This is a genomic window from Brevibacillus brevis (genome assembly GCF_022026395.1).
Classification (GTDB): Bacteria; Bacillota; Bacilli; order Brevibacillales; family Brevibacillaceae; genus Brevibacillus.
In genome coordinates this window covers 4,971,148-4,997,827 of the sequence record NZ_CP041767.1, presented here as the reverse complement: position 1 = coordinate 4,997,827, position 26,680 = coordinate 4,971,148, and the positions used below count along the sequence as shown (strand labels likewise).

General features: G+C 48.0%; 25 protein-coding genes. 19 read left to right on the top strand and 6 right to left on the bottom strand.

Features of this window, described 5'->3' with window-relative positions; translation table 11 throughout:
- Positions 1–35 precede the first annotated feature (35 nt).
- The 5 genes from FO446_RS23730 (at position 36) to FO446_RS23710 (ending at position 5,274) form a co-directional block, all read left to right on the top strand.
- Complete coding sequence (locus FO446_RS23730) at positions 36–719, top strand: ABC transporter ATP-binding protein (RefSeq protein ID WP_237901087.1); 684 nt, start codon at positions 36–38, stop codon at positions 717–719.
- Positions 716–3,313: an ABC transporter permease gene (locus FO446_RS23725; RefSeq protein ID WP_237899274.1), complete on the top strand. Its 2,598-nt coding sequence runs from the start codon at positions 716–718 to the stop codon at positions 3,311–3,313. The genes FO446_RS23730 and FO446_RS23725 overlap by 4 nt, the downstream gene beginning before the upstream one ends.
- 444 nt (positions 3,314–3,757) lie before the next feature.
- Entirely contained in the window at positions 3,758–3,922 is a 165-nt protein-coding gene (locus tag FO446_RS23720) for a hypothetical protein (RefSeq protein WP_173610010.1), read from the top strand.
- A 334-nt stretch (positions 3,923–4,256) separates the two neighbouring features.
- Positions 4,257–4,793 carry a suppressor of fused domain protein gene (locus tag FO446_RS23715; protein ID WP_173610011.1) on the top strand — a complete coding sequence of 179 codons (537 nt, stop codon included), beginning with the start codon at positions 4,257–4,259 and terminating at the stop codon, positions 4,791–4,793.
- A 16-nt stretch (positions 4,794–4,809) separates the two neighbouring features.
- Positions 4,810–5,274 carry an NUDIX domain-containing protein gene (locus FO446_RS23710; RefSeq protein ID WP_229088160.1) on the top strand — a complete coding sequence of 155 codons (465 nt, stop codon included), beginning with the start codon at positions 4,810–4,812 and terminating at the stop codon, positions 5,272–5,274.
- Positions 5,275–5,324: 50 nt separating this feature from the next.
- Here the strand turns inward: FO446_RS23710 and FO446_RS23705 are convergent, their stop codons facing one another.
- A complete protein-coding gene (locus FO446_RS23705; RefSeq protein WP_173610013.1) occupies positions 5,325–6,266 on the bottom strand; it encodes a DMT family transporter in 942 nt (313 codons plus the stop codon).
- 152 nt (positions 6,267–6,418) lie between these two features.
- Here FO446_RS23705 and FO446_RS23700 point away from each other — a divergent pair, with 152 nt between their 5' ends.
- The 3 genes from FO446_RS23700 (at position 6,419) to FO446_RS23690 (ending at position 10,023) form a co-directional block, all read left to right on the top strand.
- A complete protein-coding gene (locus FO446_RS23700) occupies positions 6,419–7,855 on the top strand; it encodes an aminotransferase-like domain-containing protein (protein ID WP_237899272.1) in 1,437 nt (478 codons plus the stop codon).
- A gap of 87 nt (positions 7,856–7,942) precedes the next feature.
- On the top strand, positions 7,943–8,482 hold the full coding sequence (locus FO446_RS23695) for an NfeD family membrane protein (RefSeq protein WP_221867872.1): 540 nt from the start codon (positions 7,943–7,945) through the stop codon (positions 8,480–8,482).
- Entirely contained in the window at positions 8,482–10,023 is a 1,542-nt protein-coding gene (locus tag FO446_RS23690) for a flotillin lipid rafts scaffold protein FloT (protein WP_221868015.1), read from the top strand. Before FO446_RS23695 ends, FO446_RS23690 begins: the two co-directional genes overlap by 1 nt.
- A gap of 60 nt (positions 10,024–10,083) precedes the next feature.
- Here FO446_RS23690 and FO446_RS23685 read toward each other — a convergent pair whose 3' ends face one another.
- Positions 10,084–10,836, bottom strand: coding sequence for a polysaccharide deacetylase family protein (locus FO446_RS23685; RefSeq protein WP_237899269.1), 753 nt, complete (start codon positions 10,834–10,836; stop codon positions 10,084–10,086).
- Positions 10,837–11,023: 187 nt separating this feature from the next.
- Between FO446_RS23685 and FO446_RS23680 the strand changes: the two genes are divergently transcribed.
- Positions 11,024–12,427 carry an aspartate kinase gene (locus FO446_RS23680; protein WP_232773475.1) on the top strand — a complete coding sequence of 468 codons (1,404 nt, stop codon included), beginning with the start codon at positions 11,024–11,026 and terminating at the stop codon, positions 12,425–12,427.
- Here FO446_RS23680 and FO446_RS23675 read toward each other — a convergent pair.
- Positions 12,358–12,864, bottom strand: coding sequence for a M67 family metallopeptidase (locus FO446_RS23675; RefSeq protein ID WP_173610018.1), 507 nt, complete (start codon positions 12,862–12,864; stop codon positions 12,358–12,360). The two genes, FO446_RS23680 and FO446_RS23675, sit on opposite strands and share 70 nt — an antisense overlap.
- 52 nt (positions 12,865–12,916) lie before the next feature.
- Here FO446_RS23675 and FO446_RS23670 point away from each other — a divergent pair, with 52 nt between their 5' ends.
- The 5 genes from FO446_RS23670 (at position 12,917) to FO446_RS23650 (ending at position 16,786) form a co-directional block, all read left to right on the top strand.
- Positions 12,917–13,774 carry a DUF72 domain-containing protein gene (locus tag FO446_RS23670; protein WP_173610019.1) on the top strand — a complete coding sequence of 286 codons (858 nt, stop codon included), beginning with the start codon at positions 12,917–12,919 and terminating at the stop codon, positions 13,772–13,774.
- 20 nt (positions 13,775–13,794) lie between these two features.
- Positions 13,795–14,619, top strand: coding sequence for a sulfite exporter TauE/SafE family protein (locus FO446_RS23665; protein WP_173610020.1), 825 nt, complete (start codon positions 13,795–13,797; stop codon positions 14,617–14,619).
- Positions 14,620–14,643: 24 nt separating this feature from the next.
- Complete coding sequence (locus FO446_RS23660; protein WP_173610021.1) at positions 14,644–16,098, top strand: bifunctional metallophosphatase/5'-nucleotidase; 1,455 nt, start codon at positions 14,644–14,646, stop codon at positions 16,096–16,098.
- 47 nt (positions 16,099–16,145) lie between these two features.
- Entirely contained in the window at positions 16,146–16,385 is a 240-nt protein-coding gene (locus FO446_RS23655) for a DUF6154 family protein (protein ID WP_173610022.1), read from the top strand.
- Between the two features lie 98 nt (positions 16,386–16,483).
- A complete protein-coding gene (locus FO446_RS23650) occupies positions 16,484–16,786 on the top strand; it encodes a YunC family protein (RefSeq protein WP_047073052.1) in 303 nt (100 codons plus the stop codon).
- A gap of 73 nt (positions 16,787–16,859) precedes the next feature.
- Here the strand turns inward: FO446_RS23650 and FO446_RS23645 are convergent, their stop codons facing one another.
- Positions 16,860–17,873, bottom strand: a complete 1,014-nt coding sequence (locus FO446_RS23645; protein ID WP_237899266.1) for a DUF2804 domain-containing protein — start codon at positions 17,871–17,873, stop codon at positions 16,860–16,862.
- A gap of 120 nt (positions 17,874–17,993) precedes the next feature.
- Here FO446_RS23645 and FO446_RS23640 point away from each other — a divergent pair, with 120 nt between their 5' ends.
- Positions 17,994–19,088, top strand: a complete 1,095-nt coding sequence (locus FO446_RS23640; protein ID WP_173610024.1) for an HD-GYP domain-containing protein — start codon at positions 17,994–17,996, stop codon at positions 19,086–19,088.
- Here the strand turns inward: FO446_RS23640 and corA are convergent, their stop codons facing one another.
- Positions 19,089–20,024: a magnesium/cobalt transporter CorA gene (corA, locus tag FO446_RS23635; protein ID WP_173610025.1), complete on the bottom strand. Its 936-nt coding sequence runs from the start codon at positions 20,022–20,024 to the stop codon at positions 19,089–19,091.
- Between the two features lie 440 nt (positions 20,025–20,464).
- On the opposite strand from corA, the gene FO446_RS23630 reads away from it, so the two are divergent.
- Positions 20,465–21,256 carry a hypothetical protein gene (locus tag FO446_RS23630; RefSeq protein WP_237899265.1) on the top strand — a complete coding sequence of 264 codons (792 nt, stop codon included), beginning with the start codon at positions 20,465–20,467 and terminating at the stop codon, positions 21,254–21,256.
- A gap of 128 nt (positions 21,257–21,384) precedes the next feature.
- Complete coding sequence (locus tag FO446_RS23625) at positions 21,385–22,701, top strand: globin-coupled sensor protein (RefSeq protein ID WP_237899264.1); 1,317 nt, start codon at positions 21,385–21,387, stop codon at positions 22,699–22,701.
- Between the two features lies 1 nt (position 22,702).
- On the opposite strand, the gene FO446_RS23620 is transcribed toward FO446_RS23625, so the two are convergent.
- Positions 22,703–23,188, bottom strand: coding sequence for a cysteine dioxygenase (locus FO446_RS23620; protein WP_237899263.1), 486 nt, complete (start codon positions 23,186–23,188; stop codon positions 22,703–22,705).
- Between the two features lie 366 nt (positions 23,189–23,554).
- Here FO446_RS23620 and FO446_RS23615 point away from each other — a divergent pair, with 366 nt between their 5' ends.
- Both FO446_RS23615 and FO446_RS23610 read left to right on the top strand, forming a co-directional pair.
- Complete coding sequence (locus FO446_RS23615; RefSeq protein ID WP_237899262.1) at positions 23,555–24,589, top strand: S1C family serine protease; 1,035 nt, start codon at positions 23,555–23,557, stop codon at positions 24,587–24,589.
- Between the two features lie 25 nt (positions 24,590–24,614).
- Complete coding sequence (locus tag FO446_RS23610) at positions 24,615–26,525, top strand: stalk domain-containing protein (protein ID WP_237899261.1); 1,911 nt, start codon at positions 24,615–24,617, stop codon at positions 26,523–26,525.
- Positions 26,526–26,680: the final 155 nt, after the last annotated feature.

Below are 26,680 nucleotides of genomic sequence, written 5' to 3'. Positions count from 1 at the left end.
ATTCTCAACGTAATAACTTATCTGGGAGGATCATGATGGAGATTTTGCGAGTAGAGAACCTGTCAAAGACGTACGGTGATGGCGAAACAGCTGTTACTGCATTGAACGATATCTCATTTTCCGTACAAAAAGGGGAGTTTGTGGCGATCATTGGACCATCTGGTTCAGGTAAGTCTACCCTTTTGCATATTCTGGGGGGCGTTGATACGCCTACATCGGGTAAAGTGATCGTTGACCAGACTGATATGTACGCGATGGATGAAACGGCACTGGCCATCTTCAGGCGCAGACAGATTGGGCTTATCTATCAATTTTACAACCTGATCCCTGTCCTTACTGTGGAGGAAAATATCACCCTGCCATTGCTGTTGGACGGTAGAGAAGTAAATCAAGATATCTTTTCCGGTATCATAGAGACTCTAGGCCTTCAACAGCGATTAAAGCATCTGCCAAACCAGCTTTCTGGAGGACAGCAGCAGCGTGCGTCTATTGGCCGTGCCTTGATTAGCAGTCCCGCCATTGTATTGGCTGACGAGCCAACAGGGAATTTAGACAGCCAAAATAGTGCTGAGATTGTGAAGCTCTTGAAAAAACTACACAAAGAACGGCATCAAACACTGATCGTTATTACACATGACGAAAACATTGCCTTGAAAGCGGACCGTATTATTGGCATTCAGGACGGCAGGATTTCCAGAGATGAGGTGATCAGGCGATGAATATCGTAAATCAGCTCACTTTACGTTATATGAAGAAGAATAAGAGCCGTACCCTTGTTACAATCATTGGGGTTGTCATTTCTGTCGCAATGCTTACAGCTGTATTTTCGATTAGCAGTTCTTTCATGGAAATGATGCAGAGAAACGCGATTGCCTACTCTGGTAAATGGCAGGCAGCTTTTCTCGATGTTGCAGGAGAAGATGTTGCGGTTATTACAAATGCAGAAGGAATTGAAAGGTACGACATTGAACAGAAACTCGGATTTGCACGACTTTCTAACTCTCCAAGCAGCGTGAAGCCTTATTTGTATATTACTGGACACAGTAAGCATGATGTAGTAGGGGTGAGCCTAATTGATGGGCGTTTGCCTCAAAATGAAAATGAACTGGCACTCTCATCACAGTTTCTCCAAACCGCAGGGGTAAGCTGGAAGGTTGGAGATGTAGTCACCTTAGATTTTGGTAAACGTAGCTTGAATATAGATGGTAAGAGCGAGACATTAGACACCGATTATGTCTATCAATCAAAGGAAGTCTTTACGCCTACAAAGACAAGAACATACACAATTACCGGGATTGTTCAAGCGCCAGCTAGAGAGCGGGATGCACTGGCCGCATACCGTGCATTTAGTGGACTCTCCGAGGGTGATTTAGAGGAGGGTTTTCCCTATACGGTAAGTGTTGAATATAAGGATTTTAAAGGTTTAGGAAATAACATTTATGAAACGAGTGACACGATTGCTAGTAAAGTAAGCGGAGTAAAGGATCAAGTTAAATCGAATGGAGTAAAAATCAAGTACAATCGGGACCTTTTGCTTTATTCCGGGATTTCGAATGATTCCCACTTTCTTAACACCATGTATCTGGCAGTTCTTTCCGTGGGAATTATCATTCTGATTGGATCTGTCTCACTAATCTACAACGCGTTTGCGATCTCACTTTCAGAGCGTAGTCGCACTTTAGGGATGTTATCTAGCGTAGGGGCAACCAAACAACAAAAAAGGGCTTCTGTATTTTTTGAAGCTGCGGTAATCGGGATCATAGCTATTCCAGCCGGGTTGTTTTTTGGGTCAATTGGCATTGGAGTTACTCTCCATTTGCTCAGCCCATTCATTCAAAAAATGTTTGTCGCTAGTGAACCGATGCGACTGGTGATAGAGCCGTACAGTATGATTGCTGTCGTTTTGTTTTCCGTTTTGACATTGCTCATTTCTGCATGGTTACCAGCAGTGAGGGCTTCGAAAATTACACCGATAACTGCAATCCGCCAGACAAAGGATATCGAAATAAAAGGAAAAGATGTTCGTACATCCAAAATGATCCGGAAGTTGTTTGGATTTGAAGCGGAATTAGGATTAAAAAATCTGAAAAGGAATAAACATCACTATCGCTCAACTGTCTTTTCTCTTGCGATCAGTGTAATCTTGTACCTAGCAGCTTCTTCCTTTTCGTTGTATATGGATAAGTCCTACAATATGGCACAAGCACCGCTACCATATGATCTGTCAGTAAACGCAAGGGGAGCCGATCTGGAAAGGGTAAGGTCATTAACAAATGAATTGATGTCTGTCCAAAACGCAACAACAAAGGTGCGGACCCAACTTATCGGTGCAGATCTATTACTCAACGAAAACGAGGTTACCACAGACATCTCCAGTCGCCATACTCTTAATCCAGAAGGGAAATACTTCATGTCTGCAAACATTGTTTCTCTGGATGAGGCCTCTTTTGCAGCGTACCTGCAATCCGCTGGGATTGATGCAAAGAAATTGGAAGGTGACGAGATTTCTGCAATACTTGTCAATCGGTTCACCTTGAAAGAAGAACATAATTTTACAGATATCTCTCAATTAACAGTCCAAGAAGGATCAGAACTGCCTCTCACTTTGATTGAAGGAGCTAAAGTCCGAATTGCTTCTATCACGGATAAACGTCCACCTTTTATGCTACGCTACCAGGAAGATGCTTTTATGGTTACATTTGTTGTTTCTGAACGAGGATTTGACAAGTTAAGAGAACGTGGGAACAATATGCTGTCTGAGCAAGTTACTAGCGAGGTTCAATTTACAACTGAGCAGTCTGCGGCATTGGAAAATGAAATAAACCCGATTATTAACAGATATCCAGATGTACATGTCTATACGACCAATCTGATTGAGGAGCGTCAGGATGCAATGAATCGCGCCACAGTCACATCCGTATTCCTTTATGGGTTTGTGGTTCTCATCGGACTCATTTGTATGGCAAATATTATCAACACAATATCGACAGGGATGGCCTTGAGAAAACGTGAGTTTGCGATGTTGGCTTCCATCGGCATGACGCCAAAGGGCGTGAAGAAAATGCTACGGTTCGAAGGGTTTTTTTATGGAATGAAGTCGCTTATTTACGGACTACCGATTAGTTTATGCGTGATGTTTTTCATCTACAAGATCCTTGACCGTAATTTTGAATTTGCTTTTACGTTGCCTTGGGCGGATCTTATCATTGCTGGGATAGGTGTGTTTTTTATTGTGGGGTTGACGATCTTTTATGCGAATAGAAAATACAAAGAATACAGTATCGTTAATTCGTTGAAGAACGAAAACATTTGAACGAGGGAGTAATGATCTTAAGGAACCTTGCACCTTGCAGAGACAAAAGCTCATAAAGACAAGTAGTGAACAGTTCTTGACGAAGGAATAACGCCTTAGAAAAAATACGTGTCTGATTCGTTCAGATACGTATTTTTTATTGCACCCTCCAAAAGCGTTTCCTAAATCGTACCATGTCAAAGTCGTAATGGTCGAGCAGTTTTCACTTATCACGCTGTTTAACTATTGAGTCGGTTACTCATAGTGAGGGGATGGAGGGTCAAAGTAACATTCTAATCCGACAATCCCCCAAAAAAGGATAAATGTGAACAGTACATACAGCCATCTTTTACGAAGTGACTGGGAATTCACGATAAAACCCCAACTAAGTAGGGGGAGTGTTATCAATATGATGGATACGAAGTCGGTCATGCGGAATTCACTCCTTCACGTTTTATTACGCAAATGGATAATAATGGTTACTTTTTCGATACGCTCAATGGGAACGGAGAAATCATCGGGCTTGCGCCAGGTGTAACCGTTATTTCAGCCAAATATGCCGGAAAAACATCCAAGCTGACAGTCTATGTCGGTGGGGCTGAGCTGATCTGTCACGATTGCAGAAGGTGAAGAGGAAGAGATCACAAAAGGAACAACGAAACTCAAGGTGAAGTACCAAGGAAAAAGCATGACGATTTCGGTAAAAGTCACGAAATAAACTAGAACAGTTCCCTCGGGATAACGGTGGCTTTTTTGTGCGTGTTCAAACATGTACATTCACTCCGCACAATGATAAAATGTTCGTATATACAAGATTACGCTACCCAGCATCAACGAAGTATGCCTACGTATCCAGGCATGCTTTTTTTCGGGCGAGCACAAACCTTTTCACAAATGCGCAGTTGCTCTTCTATGAGCAGGCAGCCGTAGAGGTTTTCATACTTTTTGGAGCGGGGTTGCACATATGATAGTGGTGAAGGAATTAATGGATCATTGCCACCGCTTTTTTGGGAGCCAAGGCGTTCTGTATCAATCGGAAGATGCGGATATCCTGATTGCCGTCTATCCGGCTACGCGCAAGCGAGGATGGTGGACGTATGCCACGCTTGAGCTGCACAAGATGGGGGCCACAGAGTACCTCGTCTATTCCTATCAGTTTGAGCAGAGAATGATTACGCATTTGGCAAGAGTAGCAGCCCAGGTAATTCGTCAGTGGGAGAGTCAATATACCCGTATGGAGTCTGGGAGCATCTTTTCGCTCGGGGATACAATCGTGGAAAAATCGGTTTTGAATCATATGGTACTGACCCCTGCCTATTATGAAGAGGCTGGACTTGAATATTATACAAACGGCAAGGACGTAATCAGGTTCATGATGCTTCATGCAATCGCGGATTCTGAAGCAAAGTTTTTGGAACAATATGGACTTATGGCATTACAGGAATGGTTAGCGCACTCCGGTGTCGATTCCCTGAATGTTACGCGTACGCCTGCCATCTGAGAAGGGAGCGAGCGAAATGTCAGCGATTCGCTTGAGAGTCACCGTAGTAGTGGAACACGAAGGGAAGGTCCTCCTCATCCGTGAGCAGACACAACGAGGCATCTTTTACAATCTGCCAGGGGGAATCGTAGAATATTTGGAAGCGATTCCAGACGCGGCGAAAAGAGAAGTGATGGAAGAGACTGGACTCCTCGTGGAAATGGAGCGATTGATCTGGATAGACGATCGGATCGATCAGGAAGGGAATGGAAAGCATACAGTCGGAGTAGGAGTTCTGGCGAAGCTCGTCGGAGAAGAGACAAACCCTACGCCAGGTGGTATCGTCGATGAAGAAATCGAATGGGCGGGCTGGGTCACGCTAGACGAGTGGAAGCAACTGCCGAATGACCACAAAACACGACCGGATCAAGTCAAGCAAGTCTTGTCTGATCCCACTTATCAACCGATGTACTTGGGAAATATGCTGAAACAAGCAGAATAAAAACAAGAGACACCGCCCTTTTCCTAGTGAAGAGGAGCGGTGTTTTTTCCTTACGCTTTTTGCTGTACGGAAGCTTTTCTTCCTTTTGCGACAGCAAACACGACAATGACAGCGGAAAGAACAGCACCGAGTGTCAATGTCTCTGACAGGAGGAGCCAGGCGGCGATGATCGATAAAAAGGGTTGAAGGTATTGGATTTGACTTACCTTGGAGACGCCACCGAGTGCCAGGCCGTGATACCAGGCGAAAAAACCGAGAAACATACTGATTACGCTAATGTAACCAAAACCGATCCAGACAGTCCAAGTGGCTTGTTTTAACTCAGCAAGCAGAGGCCCTGCGAGCGGAATGACGAGAAAAGGAAAGGCAAAGATCAACGACCAACTGATGACCTGCCAACCACCCATCGTCTTGGAGAGCTCACCGCCGACCGCGTATCCGATCGCCGCGCTGATGACCGCCCCGAGCAAGGCGAGATCCGCCCATTGGAGGGCACCAAAGCCAGAACTGATTGCGTAGGCGATAATCGTCACACAGGCGATCCCACTTGAAATCCAATACTTCCGGGTGGGGCGTTCGCCTGAAAAAAATATCGCTGCGCCTGCCGTGGCCAATGGCAATAGTGCGATGATGACTGCACCATGCGTAGCGGGCACTCTCTCCATCGCCCACGACGAGAAAAGCGGGAAGCCTGCTACTACTCCGGCAGATACGAGTAACAGTTTCTTGGTCTCTTGCCAGGTAGGAAACGGTACACGTTTCATTAGGAGCACCAAAGCAGCCAGTACAGCCGCGATCAACGCTCGTCCCAACCCTGCCGAGAGGGGAGAGAGCACGGTAACAACCACCTTCGTTGCTGGCAAGGTCAAGCTGAAGCTAAGCACCCCGATGAAGCCATACAGCAAGCCCATTTTCTCTGTATGCAGCTGCTCAGGAGTGATTGGTTGCTCTTTTTGTAAGGCTTGCTTCTCGATAGGAAGCTGTGCACTCATCCGAATCCCATCCTTTATCGAATAAAAGTTTCTGTTGTTTTATCTTAGAGGCGACCGAGCATAAACGGTAGAGCCAATTGGCAGCAGGAGCAGTAAGCCAATTTGTCGAAAGTGAGGAAAACGAAAACAGGAAATTTGGGGGACGGATCAGGATGGAATGGAAGCCGGACAAAGATGCGGGAGTTCCGATCTATTTGCAAATCGCCAAAGAGCTGGAACGACAGATTGTGCTAGGAGTGCTGTCCCCCGGTACATCTCTGCCGCCGGAAAGAGTGTTGGCACGTCGCTTTGGCGTCAATCGTGGGACGGTATCGGCAGCGTACGAAGAATTGCGGGCAAAAGGGATTTTACAATCGTGGCAAGGGAGCGGTACTTGGGTCAGTCGGGATCTGTGGGGCGTCAAACAAATGCCAAACTGGTATACCTACACGAATGGCGGGGCATTCTTGCCAGCTTATCCACTCGCGAAACGAATTCAGGATGCGTGCTTCGATTCTTCAATCATCAATCTGGCAAAGGCAGAATTGGCAACGACGATGATCCCGTCATGGATACCAACGACGCCGAGGGAAGAAAACGAGATCAAACTTGAGCTGGGCTACGCGCACCCAAAGGGGGAGCCGCGTCTGCGTGAGGCACTGTCTGTGCATTTGCAAGAAAACTACGGCATTCACGCTTCTCCCGACGAAATTTTGGTGACGTCAGGAGCGCAGCAGGCATTGCATCTCATTACACTGTGTCTCTTGAATCCAGGAGATGCAATCGCAATGGAGGGACCCTCTTATTCGTATTCCTTGCCCTTATTCAGTTCAGCCGGGCTGCGTTTATTTCGCTTGCCGATGGATGAGGACGGAATTATACCCGAGGCTGTCTACGACTTGCAGCGGGAGCATCGCATTCGCATGGTTTTCGCCAACCCGACCTATCATAATCCAACCGGGACGATTTTAAGTGAGGCACGGCGATCTCAGTTGCTCGATATTTGTCAGGAGCTGCGCCTGCCACTTGTGGAGGACGACGCTTACGGCGCATTGACACTGGCTGGAAGCCCTAGACCACCCAAGCCGATCAAAGCCATCGACAAGACAGGGGCTGTTCTGTATGTCGGGAGTCTTTCGAAAACGATTGCGCCAGGCTTGCGGATTGGCTGGCTGGTGGGACCTAGATCTGTCGTAGAAAGACTAGCCGATGCCAAGCAGCAAATGGACTTTGGCACGAGCAGCGTCTCCCAGCAATTCGCCCGGCGGTTTGTTGAGCGAGAGAGCTGGAACAATCAGCAGGAGCGGATGTCTCGTTACTTGTTGGAGCAGCAACTAACAATGGTACGCGCTATGCACAATCATCTCTCCGATTTCGCCGTATGGAAGGAGCCGGGTGGCAGCTATCATATTTGGTGTCGGTTGCTGGCTCCCAGGGACGAAAGGGAATTGCTGGATGATGCGATCAGAGAGGGCGTTGTCTTTACACCCGGTAGCGTCTATGGAGCGGAAGCGGGCTGGCTGCGCCTGACCTATTCGTGGGAGTGCCCGACGAATATCGAGGAAGGCATTCGACGCATCCAAAGAGTCCTACAGCAGAAAAAGCGATAAGAAAAGGGATTAATTCCTTATTTATGAAACTAATTTCCACCTCACTCGTATGCACTATAGAGGCAATTTTAGAAAGGGGGGACAGTCGTGGGCGTACTTGAAACCGTCTACATGGTCTGCCTTGTACTTGGTCTACTCTACACGGTCATCTCACTGTTGTTCGGCGATACGCTCTCGGATTGGCTGGGACATCTGCATCTGCCTTTTGCTCAGCCCATTTTGTTGGTCAGCGGCATGACTGCTTTTGGCGGAGCGGGGTATCTGTTGTCCAGGTACACTTCTCTTGGTGCGCTTGTCGGATTGATGCTAGCTGCTGTCATTGGCTTCGCTTTGGCTCTTGTCTCTTACTTCCTGTGGGTAAAGCCGATGAGTCATGCGGAAAATTCCACGAGCTATTCCATGAGTCAACTAGGAGGAAAGCTGGGAGAAGTCGGGACGACAATTCCGGCAGAAGGACTGGGAGAGGTGCTGCTGCCGATGATTAGTGGAACCACTTACCATATGGCAGCGAGTCTGGAGGGCCAGATTATCCCGCAAGGAACCCGTGTCGTCGTAGTCGAGGTCCGTGACCATGTCTTGTATGTGATCCCCTTTTACACTGAATCTGGCGAAGGAGATGGGAAATGATGTTAGATCCTGGCATTTTGACGATAGTAGGTGTTGTCGTCGCAGTCTTTCTCGTTTTGGGTATTGCTTTTTGGGCCCGTTACAAAACAGTGGGTGCAGATGAAGCCATGATCGTGACGGGTAGCTATCTCGGCTCGAAAAACGTACTCAGTGACGAATCCGGGCGCAAGATGAAGATCGTCCGCGGAGGCGGCGCATTTATCCTCCCTATTTTTCAACAAGCAAACTTTCTGAGTCTTCTGTCTCATAAGCTGGACGTATCGACTCCTGAGGTGTACACCGAGCAGGGCGTTCCTGTCATGGCAGATGGCGTTGCAATCATCAAGGTAGGCGGCTCGATTGAAGATATCGCGACTGCATCCGAGCAATTTATGGGCAAGAGTGACGAGGCGCTGCGCGGAGAAGCACAGGAGGTTCTCGAAGGCTATTTGCGGGCAATCCTCGGCAGTATGACGGTAGAGGAAATTTACAAGAACCGTGAGCGATTCGCACAAGAGGTGCAAGCGGTAGCGACAAAGGATTTGAAGAAAATGGGGCTGTCCGTTGTCAGCTTCACGATCAAGGATGTCCGGGACAAAAACGGTTATTTAGCTGCGCTTGGAATACCGCAAATCGCTGCGGTGAAGCGAGATGCGACCATCTCACAGGCTGATGCGGACAAAGAAGCGCGGATCAAGCAGGCACAGGCAGAGGAAGAGGCACGCAAGGCAGAGCTGCTGAAGGAAACGAACATTGCCGAAGCTGAAAAGGAAAAAGAACTGAAGGTAGCGGCGTTTAAGCAAGAGCAGGACAAAGCGAAGGCGAGCGCGGACCAAGCCTACAAGCTGCAAGAAGCTGTCGCCAAGCAGCAGGTGACAGAAGAAGAGATGAAGATCGATCTCGTCCGCAAGCAGAAGGAAATCGAGCTGGAGGAAAAAGAAATTCTTCGCCGCGAAAAGCAATATGATGCGGAAGTGAAGAAAAAGGCCGACGCCGACCGCTACTCAGTGGAACAGGCGGCAGAAGCGGAAAAAGCGAAGAAGCTGAGAGAAGCAGACGCGATCAAGTACCGCATTGAAGCTGAGGCAAAAGCAAATGCCGAGCAGAAGCGTCTGGAAGGCTTGGCGATTGCCGAGGCTGAAAAAGCCCGTGGTAGCGCTGAGGCAGAAGTCACGCGACTCAAGCTCGAAGCCGAAGCAGAAGGGAAAGAGAAGCTGGCTGAAGCATTTGAAAAATTCGGTCATGCGGCTGTCCTCGATATTATTGCGAAAATGCTCCCTGAGCTGGCTGAGAAAGTTGCCGAGCCAATGAAAGCGATTGACAAAGTAACAATCGTGGATGCAGGAGGCGGTCAGGGAGATGGCGTCAATCGTCTGAGCGGGAATGTTACGAAGCTGATGGCCCAACTGCCGGAGATGTTAAAAGACGTGTCTGGTTTGGATATGAATAAAATGATCTCGGACTTTATGCAAAAGGGTGGTAACGTGCCCGCGCAGCAACCGCCTGTACCTGTAAAAGTTCAGGTTGAGACCGATTCTATTTCGGAGGACGAAAAGAAATAATCAAATCCATCAGAGGAGAAGTGCCCCTTTTTAGCGAGGGGCACTTTTTTATGCAGAAAATCAAGGGTAGTCTACCTGTTTCGCGCGTCCGTATCCTCTCAACAATTCGCTGACCGTGACGAATTTATACCCTCTATTTTTCAGTTCAGGCAATATTTGCTCGAGAGCTTGTACAGTCTGTTTTCGATTGCCTCCGTAATCGTGAAATAGCACGATGTCTCCATTCCGAGCGTTGTTCAAAACCTTGTTGACGATCTTTTTTACACCGGGGTCGCTCCAATCACGTGTGTCTTGATGCCATGACCACATGATCACGAGAAAACCGGCTTGCTTGGCTGTATCGACTACGGTCTCGTCATAATATCCCCCCGGAGGACGAAAGAGGGTGGGACGAACCCCTGTTGCCGAATAAATCGTCTCCTGTGTTTTTTGCACCTCTTCTAACAGTCGTTTCGCTGACAGCTTTCGTATATCAGGATGACTGTAAGTGTGATTGGCAATCTCATGTTGATCATTCGCGAGAGATTTGACAATTTCCGGGTACTCGCTCACACGATTGCCGACGACAAAAAAGGTAGATTTCGCTTGATACTGCTTCAGCAGCGCTGCGATCTGAGGAGTGTATACCTGATCAGGACCATCGTCAAAGGTAAGGGCAATCACCTTGCTCTCTGTCGGCACTTCCCAAACGATATCTCCTCTTGTTTCGTAATACTCGCGATTTTTCCCCCGAATGGCATTGGCTGTCTCGCTGAAGGAAGGAGCAAGAATGACAGCTAGCAAAAGGGGGAAAAAGAGGATATGCTTTTTCATTCGTTCACCTCGTTGCAGAGACTTTGCTGCTAGGTAGCTGTACGTGATGATGTACTCACCGTTACTATGCGACAAATCTTGATGAATATTCCTGTGTGTCTCTGTGGAAAAGACACTTGTTCTTTTTGTGTGGATAAATTAAGCTAGTAAAAGCAAAAGACGTGAGAGTTGGGTGGAGGAATCAATCATGAAGGTAGCAAAATTTGGGGGAACATCTCTGGCGAATGCCGAGCAAATAAAAAAAGTATGCCAAATTGTTATGGCGGATCGGGACAGACGATTGATTGTTGTATCGGCACCTGGGAAACGGAACAAGGAAGATACGAAGGTTACTGATTTGTTAATTGCCTATGCTGAGCGATCTTTGGCTGGGGAGCCTACAGAGGAAGCAAAACAAGCCATTTTCCTGCGCTACCGGGAGATTGTGGCCGATCTCGGTCTTTCTGCCGAGATCGGCCAAGCGATCGAAGCGGAGCTCGAGGAGGTTCTCGCAAACAAGGCGGGCTTGTCCGCAGACAGATTCATGGATGCGGTCAAAGCTGCCGGAGAGGATACATGCGCCAAAGTTGTCGCTCGTTATTTGCAGAGCCTGGGTGAGGTCGCGACCTACATCAATCCAAAGGACGCAGGAATGCTGGTTACAGATGAAGCAAGTAATGCTCATATCCTCCCTGAAGCGTATACCAAATTGGCGACATTGCGAGAGCGGGAGGGAATCGTCATTTTCCCAGGATTTTTCGGCTATTCGCGTGCCGGTGATCTGGTTACTTTTTCACGAGGTGGCTCGGATATTACGGGATCGATTTTGGCTGCGGCAGTTCAGGCAGAGGTCTACGAGAATTTTACAGATGTCGACTCGGTGTATGTGGTCAACCCAAACCTGATTGCCGATCCAAAAAAAGTGACAGAGATTACGTACCGAGAGATGAGGGAGCTGTCCTATTCCGGTTTTAGTGTGTTCCACGAGGAAGCGTTGATTCCCGCATATCAAGCAGATATACCAGTATGCATCAAGAATACAAACAATCCGTCTGCGCCTGGTACGATGATTGTGGCGGAGAGAGGATCTGCTACAAACAGAGTGTCGGGGATTGCAAGTGACGGCGGCTTTTGCAGCATTTACGTCAGCAAGTATTTGATGAACCGCGAAATTGGCTTTGGTCGCAAGCTGCTGCAAATTCTGGAGGAGGAAGGGCTTTCGTATGAGCACACGCCATCTGGAATTGATAACATTTCTGTCATTCTCCGAGAGCGAGATCTCACGGAAGAGAAGGAACAGCGGATTGTAGAGCGCATCCGCCGAGAGCTGCTCGCTGATGATGTCGCTGTTCAGCATAGTCTGGCACTCGTCATGATTGTCGGGGAGGGCATGCGTCAATCTGTGGGGACAACTGCGCGAGCCACTACGGCGTTGGCTGCTGCGAAAATCAATTTGGAAATGATCAATCAGGGGTCATCGGAAGTAAGCATGATGTTCGGTGTAAAAGCCGAAGAGGCAGACCGTGCTGTGATTGCTTTGTATCAAGAGTTTTTTGGAGGAGAGGAACCAGTGGTTTCCCCATCGTCACAAGCCGCTTCTGTCAGTGTATAGCTGCGTGCTTCAAATGATCCGCTATTGCCATTCTGTACCCATTGATAGACATGCCATGCTGGCTGTGCGGATGCGAGTCCCACAATCCAATAGCTGAGCGTGGGATAATGCCAGCCTGCTATGTCGCGTGCAGAAGGGATTGGCAGTGTATGTGGGTGTGTATGCAAGACACCTAGCCATTGAAGATTGTTCTTGCGGATGTGTTGCAAGGCTTGAAGAAACGTTGTCCCATCCCAAGCGAACACGTGCCTGTCAGGGGAGATGGGCATTGGTACACAGGTCGTAATCGTTGCTCCATGACCTGCGAGCAAAGCAGAATACTCATAAGGAAACGCCTCTTGTGCTTCGGCCAGGAGGCGTTTCGCTACTTTTTTCGTCAGGAATATTTTGTTATCCTTAATCGCAAAGGGGTCACCCAACCAAGCGGGATTTTTCATTCGGCTTTCGTCCTTCTTCTCTATTCGGCTATGATTTGGAGGTTAGCATTTGATGACTACAATACAAGTGGGAGTTTGCGGCTGGGGAGATCAGCACGAATTGTACGTACAAGGTGTGCGCAATCGAGACAAGCTGTCCGTATATGCCAGCCACTTTCCAATTGTAGAGGTGGATAGTTCTTTTTACGCTATTTTACCACAGCGAAATTACGAATCGTGGGTGAAGGATACGCCTGAACGATTTGGCTTTATCGTCAAGCCTCATCAAGGGATGACGGGACATCAACGAGGGGACGCTTCGGCAAGCAAACGGGAATTGTTTCGTCTGTTTGAGGAGAGTATTCAGCCTGTCGTGGAGGCAGGCAAGCTCAAAGCATTGCTGTTTCAGTTTCCGCCGTGGTTCGATTGTACCCGGGAGCATGTCCAGTATGTGACTGCTTGCCGCCAAGCCATGCAGGCGTATCCGTTTGCGGTGGAGTTTCGCCATCAAAGCTGGTTTGAACCACGGTATTCAGAGCGAACGCTTGATTTCTTGCACAAGATCGAAGCGACACATGTGGTATGTGATGAACCGCAGGTCGGAAAAGGCTCCGTCCCGATTGTTCCTGCCGTAACGAAGCCATCCTTGGCGTTGGTACGCTTTCATGGGCGCAACAAAGCGGGCTGGCGAGATCCCGGAGAGGGACAAAATTGGCGAGATGTCCGTTATTTATATCGATACAGTGAGACAGAGCTTGCAGAGTGGGTTGAACACATCAGACTGCTCGAACGGGAAGCGGATGAAGTCTGCATTTTGTTCAACAATAACTCTGGAGGAGATGCAGCAGCGAATGCGAAGCAGTTTTCGGAGATGCTTGGCCTTGCACCTACTGGGCTGAATCCTCGTCAGATGGACCTGTTCTCCACGTAGCAAGAAAGAAGGGGAGTATCATGCTTGCAGTAATTGCCATCTTGTTTGTCATCATCGGAGTCGTGGCTGGCGTCATTGGCAGTATCGCGGGTCTGGGTGGTGGGATTTTTTTCGTGCCTGCTCTGCTGTATTTTGGGAACTGGTACATGCCCGGATCGATGAACCCGCAAGTAGCAGCGGCTACTTCGCTAATCGTGATTGCGGTAACCGCCCTGTCTTCCTCCCTTTCTTATTTCAAGCAAAAAAAAGTAGATAAAGAGAGTGCTATGCTCTTTTTCATCGGGAGTGCCCCGGGTGCTATTGTGGGCGTGTATCTTAATACATTACTAGCAGTGGAGGGCTTTTCGCTGCTGTTTGGCTTGTTTCAGCTCTGTATGTTCGTTGTATTGATGGTCAAAGACAAAATCAAACCACGCAGCATCAAGTGGGAAGTCCAACGCCACTTCGTCGACAACGAAGGAAATGAATATGTGTACGGGTATAGCAAATGGTCCGTGATTACGATTGCCTTCTTTGTAGGGATTACCTCGTCGCTATTTGGTGTGGGGGGCGGCATCCTGATGGTTCCAGCCATGATGATTTTGTTTCGTTTCCCGCCACACATTGCCACGGCTACTTCTATGGTGGTCATCTTTTTATCAGCGGTGGTTGGATCAATCACGAATATCTTCCACGACAACGTACACTGGCTGTATGCAGCGATGCTCGCGCCGGGGGCATGGGCGGGCGGAAAGCTCGGAGCGATTATTGCCAGTAAAATGAAAGGTCGCACCATCGTGCTGTTTTTGCGTGTTCTGATATTGGGAATTGCCATACAAATGATCGGAGAAGCGATTTTTGGATAATGAGACGAGAGGGAGGGGAAAGTCGTGGCTGACACCTGTACCTTACACATTTTGCACACGAATGACTTGCACAGCCATTTTGATACGATGCCGCGAATTGCAACCTGCCTGAGCATACACCGAGAAGAGTGGGAGGGCAGGGGAGAGCATGTGCTGACGGTCGATATTGGGGACCATATGGATCGAATGGATATCCGATCTGAAGCGAGCTTTGGGAAAACAAACGTCGAGATCATGAACCGCAGCGGGATTCAATACGCGACGATCGGAAACAACGAAGGCATCACACTCCCAAAAGACAAGCTGAATGAACTGTACACAGATGCACGCTTCCCGATCATTACGGGCAATCTGTTTGAACCGACAACCAATTCTGTCCCGTCTTGGGCTGTACCATACGCAATTCATACCATAGGCGAGCTGCGGCTGGCGATCTTGGGAATGACGATTCCCTTTGGACCCTCTTATCAGAGTATGGGCTGGGAAATCAAGGAACCGATTCCGATATTGCGTGAGCAGATTGCGGCACTGCGCTCGTCAGTGGATGTTGTCATTTTGCTATCGCATCTCGGCTATCAGACAGATTGTGTGCTGGCTAGTGAAGTCGATGGGCTGGATATCATTTTGGGCGGACACTCTCACCGGGCACTGCTTCATGGAGAACACCTGGGAGGCACCTTGATCACACAAGCTGGGCGGTTTGGCGAGTATGTCGGTCATGTAGAGCTCGTCTGGGACAGGACTCATAATGGCATCAAAGACGTGCGTGCAGAGCTTTTTCACACAGAACAGTATCAGGTAGACGAATCATTGAGCCAATTCATCGAGAGTGAAAAAGTATGGGCAGAAACTCGTTTGTTTCAGCCAATTGCTCAACTGGAGCAAGACATGCACATAGGCTGGACGGAGGAGACCCCCTATGGCTCCTTCATCGCAGCGAGTATTCGCAAATGGACGGGTGCTGAGATCGGCATGGCAAATGGCGGGCTGTTGCTTGCCGATTTGCCACGGGGCAGCTTGTCTTTTGCCGATTTGCTGCACAGTATTCCCCACCCGATCAATGCCTGCGCTGTCACGATTACAGGGGCGCAGCTCACCACTGTTCTGGAGCAAGCCATTCAACCGGAAATGGTTCATCGGGAGCTGCGAGGGTACGGTTTTCGCGGCAAAATAGAAGGCTGGATGTGTGTGGACGGATTGCACATCCGCTACAGTGAGAATGACCAACCGCAAATTATCCAGATTGAAGTCAACGGGCAACCGCTTGATCGCGAACGTCTGTATCGAGTCGGGACGATCGACATGTTTATGTACAATCGCATGTTTCCTGAATTGCTGCTCGGCAGTGAGGTTACGTTTTTCTTACCCGAGATGCTGCGTGAAGTGCTCGCCACCACGATACAGGACCAGCAGATGCTGCAAAATGCGTTTCTTCCTCGGTGGGAAAAGATATCGCCCACGTCAAAAAACCAATCGTAGAGACCGTTTTTTCGGGAATGCTATCGAAAAACGGGAGGAGACGAGTGATGCGCTTCATTGATGAAGTTTACGAGCTGTACAGAGGACATTTTAATGGCGATGAAGAGGACATTACAGCAGTTGTCGTTGGCATTCTCGCTGAGCAGTCTCGAGATGATTTGTTGGACTTGGTCGAGGAAATGGACGAGGAAGAGCTGTTTCACATGCTTGCAACGTATATGATTGAAGTCATGAAACGGAAAGTCGCGATGGAGGATGAGCACTTTCCGACAGGCATCATGCATTAAAATTCGATCAGGGAGCTCTCATTGAAACCTCACCTTTCTCTGCTAAATGTCATAGGATGGTAACGCTAACAGACAGGAGAGAAAAGGGAGGAATCTTGATGGTCGAGGTAGTGCCAATCCACTTTCCAGAGGGGACGGCTATTGCTGTCACCGTTCGTTTGCCCAAGACGACGCTATTGGCTGTAACGACCGATCATGGATACATCATGTGTGGAGCGCTGGATGTGGGGCTATTAAACGAAAGGTTAGCAGCGAGAGAAATTCTTGCCGGTCGTGCGGTGGGGGTCAAGACCATACAGGAATTGCTGGATGCACCGCTGGAGTCCGTGACGACGACGGCGGAGAAGAAGGGGATTACTGCTGGGATGATTGGGCGGGATGCTGTCGTGAAAATGCTGTAAAACAACAAACGGTTTGCCTATAGAAAAAACCTTTGTCCCGGGACAAAGGTTTTTCAGTTTTTTCGCGCCTTGTCTACCAACGGGCATTTTGTTCTTCACAGATTCCGATCTTGCTTTGCACCGCAATCGTTTTTCCATCAGGTGTTGAGAGTGTCCCGTCATATCGGCCGATTACTTGATGCAGAGTGGTCCGCACCACCGCAAAATTTTTATGCTCGGTTCGGGCAAAGAGCGGCGTAAGGGTGAGGCGTACCGCAGAAGATTCTTCACTCGCAAGCGTCCAAGGGAGCATCCGGTTGTCAGGATTGTAAGAAAAACGAATTTGTTCACTCAGCTTGTAGAGGACACCATCAATCATCAAGCCATTTTCCGTCATACCGGTTCCGTCCGTCCAGCCTTTGCCAAAGTTAAAGCCTGCGACACCCTCCGCGTGACGGAAAGAGCAGGTCGTCCAGTTCCAGCGAGTGTGATACGGCCAAACGCCACGTCCAAAATCCAGACTGGCAAAAGCATTCTGCCGATCGAGCACATAGGTTTTCCCGTTATAGGCAATGGTGCCGTGCACGGGTCGGGCCGTTTGCTTCGATGTAAACTGAAAGCGCTCTGCACTCCACGGGATCACGACATTTAAGGACTCGGCTGGCGGATCAATCACGATGTCGAGCGAGAGAGGCTTATTGCCGGGGCAAATGGCAGTCGCTTCTACACTCGTTCCGCTGGCTCCTGGTTGAAAGGAGACGGAGAGCTTGCGGCTCGCAAAATGGCAAGGCTCATCTACGGTGGCACCAAGCCGAATCCCTGCACCAAAAGGAACCGTAACAGCACTGTCCGCGGTTTCCCCTGTCGTCAGATCAATAAAATGGACAAAGACAATGCCAGCGTAATCCAGATTGACCATCGCAATCGACATCGCACATTCAGGCGCGGTGATAAACCAAAAATTCCATTTTTTCCGGCGAAGCCAATGCCCGCTAAATTGGCAGTCGTGCAACGGATAGCGGGACCAGCCAATCGCTTCGGGAAGCAAGCGGCCATCCTGGTCACATAATGAAAGAGGCTGTGTTAATTCTGTTTCGATAAGCGGCATACGATCATCTCCCTTGCAAACAAGGATTCTTCCGAAAAGAATATCTAGAAAAAATTTCATGTAGAATCAAGTCGAATCACGCTATAATAGGGATACCCTGAGGAAAGGGAAGGAAAGGAAATGCGACTGAAATCCATTCAAAAATGCCAGCCGGGTGATAAACTGGCTCGTTCCATCTATACAGAGAATGGAACGATTCTCGTTGGAGCTGGAGTAGAACTGACCCAACGAATGATAGCTCGACTCAAAAATAAAAACGTGAACAGTCTCTACATCCAAGACAAGCGCACCGATGATATTATCGTGGAGACAGTCATTTCCGAAAATACTCGCAGACAAGCAATGTCCATGATTCACGATGCATTCCGAACCGTTCATCAAGTCCCGGACAAATGGCAGCAGCTTTTTTCGGACAAGGGTTTGGGACGTAAGCTCCGGGATGTCATGCAAATCGTTGCGGATGAATTGAACAACAGTGATTCAGCCATGAATTTATTGGCAGATGCTTGTGCCTTCGACAATTACATATTCACGCACTCATTTAACGTTGCCTTGTACAGCACAGCTCTCGCCATAAATACCGGCTGCTCGGAAAAAGATGTGTTGGAGATAAGTATTGGCGGTATGCTCCACGATATCGGAAAAGTGCATATCCCAGACGACATTTTGAAAAAGCCGGGCCGCCTTACGCAAGAAGAATTTGAAATCATGAAAAGACATACGGAGATCGGTTTTGAGATGCTTCGTCGGCAAGACGACATTCCGTTGCTTGCAGCCCACTGCGCTTTTCAGCATCACGAGCGCTGGGATGGCTCCGGTTATCCACGGCACCTGAAAAAAGAAGAGATTCACCCGTTTGGTCGCTTGATGGCAGTGGCTGATGTTTTCGATGCCCTGACGTCGCATCGGGTGTACCGTCGCGGAATGCTTCCTCATGAAGCGATGGAGGTGCTCTACTCCGGTTCAGGCAAACTGTTCGACCAGGCGTATGTAGAGGCTTTGCGAAATACGATTGCACTCTACCCTGTTGGTCTGACCGTCACGCTGAACAATGGTTTGTCTGGTGTCGTTGTCGATTCGAACAAAGGAATGCCGAGCCGCCCGATCGTCAGAGTTCTGGTAGATGAGGAAGGGCGGGATATCGAGCATCCCTATGAGTGTGACTTGTCCAAAATGCTGACGCTCATGATCATCGCCTGTGGCGATTTGGTCTAATCAGAGCCAGTCCTTCTTTTTAAAAATGATATACATCGTCGTGCCTATCGCCGCCATACATCCCAGAACGATGTAATAGCCGTAGGGTGAACGCAGCTCAGGCATCACATCAAAGTTCATCCCGTATATACCGGTCACAATTGTCAATGGCATAAAAATCGTTGTCAAGGCGGTAAAAACACGCATAATATCGTTGGCTCTACCAGCAAGCGCTGCTTGATATGCTTCGCGCAAGTTCCCGATGAGTTCGCGAAAAGCTTCAAAGCTCTCTACAATTTTGCTGGCATCCTCTACAATATCGCCAAAGTACTTCCGCAGATAAGGTTGAATCAGCGGGAGTTCTTTTTTATGTAGGGCATCAATCAAATCCCGCTGGGGAACAAGCATTTTACGGGCGTACAAGATTTCACTGCGCAGCCCGATAATTTGATCCAGATGGGATTTTTTCGTGTGCATCAAAATTTGTTCTTCCAGATCTTCGAGCAGGTCTTCAATTTTTTCAGTCACATCAAAATAACGATCGACAATTTGATCGACCAAGTAATACAGAAACGCATCGGGGCGATTGACTTCTTTTTCCCGGATGATCGAAAACATGGTAGTAAATTCGGGGGCCTCCTGCTTCGTTACGGTGATGATGGTGCTGCTGCCCAAAAAAATATTGATTTCACGCAAGAAGATATCATGATTGTGGAAGGTAATGCCATTGATGACTATAAAGTAATGATCATCGTAGTTTTGCAGCTTGGGCCGCTGTTCTTCCTCGTCGATGCAGTCCTCGACAGCCAGATGATGCAGTCCGAACAGCGGCTGTAAAATATCCAAATCGAATGGAGCAGCATGAATCCAGTAAAACCCGTTTACAGGTGGAGTAGCAGTCTCTTCGATGTCTTCTATCTCAGTGATGATTCCGTTTTGTACAAGTCTGATCTTCATGTTTGATTCTCCTGCAAGTGGATTCGGTTGCGGCGGGTAGGCGGGGCCAGATTTGTGTGAGAATCAGTTCATAAGCGGAGCGAAGTGCTCGACGGCTAGGCGGAGCCTTTGATGCGCGCTGTTGTTTTGGAGTCGTCATGCGAGTTCGCCTCCTCGATGAAAGCCTTCATCCTATATGTATGAACGTCAACTCGTCCTTTTTCCCGCTGCGGCTAGCTATGGTAAGTCTTTTGATTCGTACTCATGCGCACCTGCCAGTCCAAGAGAGGCCAAGGTCGACGAGTCCGGTCACTCCAAATAATACCGCTCGTTTCATTGCCTTAGTGTTCCTCACTTTCTTCGATCCCTCTCTCTTATTTTACCGTTTCGGACGGTATGACCAAAGCCATTTTTTGCATACTACAGATAAGCTGAACAGATGAAAAGGTGGATGTAGCGACATGTGGACAAGCAAGAGGGCAGGTATGATTGGCTGTATCGTATGGATGTTGGCAGGAGCCGGGTGGGGACAAGCAGCTCTTGCCTTGGAGGCGAGAGATGTACAGCCTCCTCCGACAGTGTTTGAGGAAATCCAGGTCAAACGGCAGGATGTGACAGGCGATGGTCGACCGGATCTCGTCACGTTGCTAGGAAAGAGGTTTGCGGCAGACAGCCCTTACTTTGAACACTTAAAAATCATGGTTCAAGACCCCGTTGCGAAAAAAACAACCTTTTTTACAACACCGTACGGCGCTTATCAGCCGGAGATGTCCTTTTGTGATTTTACCGGAGGGGGTGTGCAACAAATTTTGCTTCAGGCGCCGACTGGGGGCAGTGCAGGGACGTCTGAGTTTTATTTGTTCGCAGACAAGGACAATAAGCCGGCGATTTTGCCTGTCCCGCAGCCCTTGACGATTTCGGGCTCCTATCAGGACCAATACAAAGTGCCGTTGACGATCAAGGAGACGGGGGAGACTGTCGTTCTCGATTTGTCTGATCGCAAAAAAATCTATGAAGAAAATGGTGTCTACAAGAACGGGAAGCTGGTTTCTCCAGTAGAGGTCTTGCCAAATACGTTTAGCGTACTCAAGCCCATCGATGAGAACCGCGATGGCATCTGTGAATTAAAAGGGGAGCAGAGAGTCAGCGGTGTTGCCAACGCTGATACGATCGCGTATGTGGAGTCGTACTGGAAATGGGACAAGACAAGCTGGAAGCTGCAACGAGTCGTTGTGAGAAAAGCGGAAATGTAGCTGTTAGTTAGCTAGGCATATTCAACCGCCCATGGTCAAGGTGGGCGGTTTACACCCGTTTGTAAAGGAGTATATAATTGAAAGGATATTCCAGAGATATATGTACTCGGATAAAAGGAGTTCAGGCTATGAGCACATGTCCGTTTTCCACCTTTTTTGGTTTGAAAGGGAAAGGAAAAAGTGAATCTTTTTTTCAGGGGGTGAAGGAAAAGGGGAAAGTGAACGTTGTAGGGAAAAGCACTCTCGCGAAGCAACTAGCAATGATCAACCTGACCGAAGAAGAATTGAGCATTGTGAAAGCACTTCAGCCACTTATCATTCAAAATATTGACGCTATTGTAGATTATTTTTATGCCAGTATTGAAAATGAACCGCTTTTAATGAAGATTGTAAACCAAAACAGCACGATTGAACGGTTGAAATTAACGCTAAACCGCCATATCTGTGAAATGTTTAGCGGACGCATCGACAGCGCCTACATTGAACAGCGTAGTAGAATTGCGGTTATTCATATGCGAATTGGCTTAGAACCAAAATGGTACTTGAGCGCATTCCAAAACATCCTGGTTACCTTGATTGATCTCTTGCATAAAAACATCGCGGACAAGGACGAGTTCGTACAAGCCGTCACGGCCGTCACGAAGATTCTCAACATCGAACAGCAAATTGTGCTGGAGGAATATGAAAACGAGCATGAAAAGGCGCGGCAATTGGATCAAGACAAAAAGGACGAGCTGCGAATCCTCCTGACCAATTCTGCGCATGAACTGGCAGCGGTCTCAGAAGAAAACAGCGCGTCTGTTGTGCAATTGACAGAACAGTCGAGAGAAGTGCTTCGTTTTGCTGAAAATGGCACGGGCTTTTCCACGAAAGCACAAGAGCTGTCCCGGGAAGGCAAAGAAAAGCTGGAAAAACAACAGGAACAAATGCGCTTGATTCAGAGTAGCGTCAAGCAAATCTCGGAAGAAATGAACGCGATGGAGGAAAACGCCGAAAAAATCCAAGGGATTGTAGAGGTCGTGACGGCGATTGCCGAGCAGACAAATCTCTTGGCTTTAAATGCCGCGATTGAAGCAGCACGTGCTGGCGAACAGGGACGCGGATTTGCCGTCGTAGCCGATGAGGTACGCAAGCTGGCAGAACAGACCAAAAAGTCCGTATTCGGTGTGCGTGAGCTGATTGAGAAGACGAACCAACAGACAGTAGTCCTCTCATCTGTCGTGGTAGAAATTCAGGCGCTAGTCCAATCGAGCACGGCGGTAGTAAACGAGACGAATGCCTTTTTTGAAGGAATCATGAGCGCTGTCTCAGACAGTAAAGAACAGAGCTCACGGATTCAGCGGGAGCTGGAAAACTTCTTCAAAGTCATGGAAGATATGAACCAAGCGGTGGCACAGGTAGCCAGCTCTGCGGATGAGCTGTCGGAAATAACAGAAAACCTGTAAATCAGTATTGAGATGGTGGTTCAAAGGGACAATATTGGCGGCAATTACGCAATGGTGGACTGTAAACGTTCACGGAAATAACCGGACTTTGTCCATTGTTGCGAATGGCATGAATTTCCCCAGGCTCTACAAAATAGTATTCACCTGTGCTGACATGAGTTGTTTGTGCTCGTTGAACTTCATTTTCATTATTCGTTTGGACATAAATCATATTCGTTAGCGTACCTGAGACTACCAATTCCCAACCAAAAGAATCACCGTGATTATGCGGGATGGATTCCTGATTTGTCGGCAGATGGATCAAGACAACTTCTACATGTGGCGTGGAGAATAATACTTTGCGTCCATAGGGTAGGTTTAGCGGCTCCGGGATGTATGGACCAAGTTGTTCCATGCAAGGAGAGAGGGAGACGAGAGCGTGTCTAAGCTGGGCAGGAGTAGGAGAAACGAGGGAGCCAAATGCTTGTTCCAAACGTTCCGTATTCATAAATAACCTCCCAAACGAAAGTCATACTCCCTACACCATATGATCAAATTTCAAGAGTAGTGATAGCATGAGCTTGTCCAAAAGGAAATTATTTACCATTATTCTTACATTGTAAATCAACAGGATTACTTGAGTTTAGGGCGCTTTTAGAGAAAAAGCGTCCTTTTTTGTGCTATCGACAATTAGCTCACTCACCACCTATGTCGATGTTTGTCGAAAAGGTTGGCTTGTCTCGAAACAGGGAATTATTTATTATTATCACATTGAAAATGAAGAGTCGTTTGTTTGATCAGGGGACGCTTTAGAATAAAAAGCGCCTCTTTTCTTTTTTTTTTTTTGACTTGGATTTCATTGGGGGATTTGTAAATGGAGAGGAAGAAAGGGCTACTAGCAAAAGGCATGCTCATGCTCATGTTCACAGTTGGAGCATCGCAAGGGGCATTTGCTCAAGGAAACGTCCCAGTTGTATCAAAGACTTCCTACGCATCCATAGTGGAAGCGGATATTCCGGGGGTAGTAGCGCGTGTTTCTGCGAGTGTGGTAGCGATAGTTGGGAAACCGGAGGGGAATGAGAGCGGTAGAGATAACCGTTTTAATCTCGCTCATGGGACGGGTGTCATTGTAAAAGCGGACGGCTGGATATTGACGAACGCCCATGTCGTAAAGGATATGCGCAATCTCACAGTCATTACGGTAGACGGCAAGCAATACGGCGGAACTGTTACGAATATGGATGAAGAGAGCGACTTGGCTCTGGTGAAGATTCAGGCAACGGACTTGAAGCCTGCAAAATTCGCATCCAATTACGCGATCCGTGTAGGAGAGCCAGTGATCGCGATTGGGACACCAATCTCTGTTTCGTTACGAAACTCAGCCACGCTGGGAATTATTAGCGGAGCAAATCGGTCGGTCAGCTCGACATATCGCTTGATCCAGACAGATGCTTCCATCAACCCGGGCAATAGTGGGGGACCACTTGTCAACGTAAAGGGCGAGGTCGTCGGGATTAATTCGATGAAATTCGTTTCAGTAGGAATAGATAATCTCAGCTTTGCGATCCCTGCAGATACAGCGCAATACGTCATGAACCACTTTTTTACGTATGGCAAAGTAAATCGTCCTTACTGGGGTGCAGAATTGGAGGAGAGCTGGGCAGCTGTGGTCGGACTTCCGACGAAAGAGCCGTTGCGCATTACACGCATTGAGCCGGGCTCACCGGCGGCAAAGGCAGGCTTTCAAGTGGGGGACGTCATTTATTCCATCAACCAAGCTCCGTTCAGTACATTGGTTGAATTCAATGAGCTGCTTAAAAAATACTTGCCAGGACAAACCGTAGAGCTCATGGTGCAGTCTGGTGGCGATATGATCAAACGAAAAGTGCAATTTACCAAGCATCCGTAGAGGAAAAGAAAATAGGGAGGGCGTCATGGCTAAGAAGAATTGGAAGGTCTTTTATGCAACAACAATGCTGGCTGTCTCATTGACAACAAGTCAGGTAGCTTGGGCGGCAAATACACAAGCAGAGCAAAAAGTAGAGGTAAAGCTTAAATTAAACGCGAGTAATGCGAAGGTAAACGGTGTTGATGTCACAGTCGAGGAGCCGTATCTCTCACAAGGAACGACGATGGTTCCACTCAGTCTGTTAACCTCCGCATTTGGAGTTGCGCTTCAGTATGATAACGAGACGAAATTGATCGAGCTCATCTACAAGACAAAGAGTGTGAAGCTTGCGCCAGGCAGCAAGGAAGTGTGGATCAATGGCAAGGCCGTGACCCTGACCGCATCGCCCGAGACGAAAAACGGCAAAACAATGGTGCCGCTCACGGTACTTACCCAAGGCTTGGGGCTTACGATTGTGATCGATGCCAAGACAAAAGACGTAAGCATCATGGGGGCAAAGCAAGGAGATGCCCCCAAGGCGGACAGCTCCCTCGATAGCGATGTGGGTAAAACAAAGATTGGTGACAGCTATTATGGCTGGTCGATGCAATACCCTACTGGCATGATTCAGGAGAATCAGAGCTTCCAAGGGAATTACGTCCTGTTCAAAGACGCCAAGGAAGCAACCTATTGGCTCGATGTTTACATTGAGACGAACCAACCTGAGAACCTTTCAGGCAACGGATTATTGACCCGCTTGGTTGACATGACGGAAAATTCTATCCTGTCAAAAGAATACATAGCCAATGACAGACAGCCGTATGCACGTCTGATCACGAAGTCTTCTGAGGGCAATATGAATGAAGAACGAGCCTATCAAAAAGGGAGCAACATTTATTACGTTACGCTCACGCTAGAGAACGAGGCCGACTTCCGCAATCCTGCGAAATACAGTGTCTACAAAAGCTTGTTAGATAGCTTCACCTTAGACTTTCCGAACGGTGAAAAGTCAGTGAAGGACTTGTCCACAGTGGAAGGAAACTATCGTTGGTACACGAACGATGACTTTGCCTTAAAAGTAAAGGTACCAGCCGAGTGGACCCCGAACTACAGTGATGACATGTTCTTCTCCAATGATGCAGGTACAGAGTGGATGAAGATCAAGATTACCTCCAAGGAGCAAGGTCTTACGCTGGACGAGTGGGTCAAAGACCATGAAAAACGCAATCGGGAAGATATGAACGAAAACTATATCAAGGTCAGTCCAGAAGTAGGATCTACCTCGATTGCAGGCGAGGCCGCAAAGGAACAGGAATACAGTTTCTTGAATGGAACGACCTGGTATACGCATCAATATCTATTTTTCACAAAAGGCAAGTACAAGTATATGATTACGATCGCGTATATGAAGGATGAGCCCACGGAGGAAATAACCGACCTCACGCGTACGATCAAGCAGTCTTTATCCATCGATCCCTCGAAAATGAATCCGTCACTTGGGCAAATCGCGGATGATGATCAAATCGACAAGAATAAGACGGTCATCATCAAAGACAAGAATGCCACGTATTCACTGGAGATTCCAGAGTATTGGCAGGAAACAGGGGGAGAGAACGGAGGACGGTATTATGCATTTTTGGGTGGAGATTTTACTTTCCAGGCAATCTCCGGTAAATTGAGCACCGTAAAGGATCTCGTCATCAAAAACATTGAGGAGAGCAAAGCAATCAAATTTACAATCAAAGAAAATAAAGCGACGACGCTGGCAGGTAAGCCTGCTCACAAGCTGCATGTCAAAGGAAACGAAGCGGGCGTAGGCTTCGAACGCACCCTCTACTTTATCGAAAAAGGAAACAGTACGTATTTACTGTATTGGTCGCTGGTGGATTCAGCTAAAACAAAGGCCGCAGAAGAACGTCTGCAAAAAGTAGCGAATTCTCTTACGTTTACAAAATGATAAAGGAAGTAAGGTTGAACGGCTGTCGAGATGGCAGCCGTTTTTTTGTCGACAACTAGCCTATATACCACCTATCATGTAATTGCGGCAAGAAATGCCGTACAGGACGATTTGGGGAAGCGCCCCCGTCAGAATGTTCCGGACAATTGAGCTTC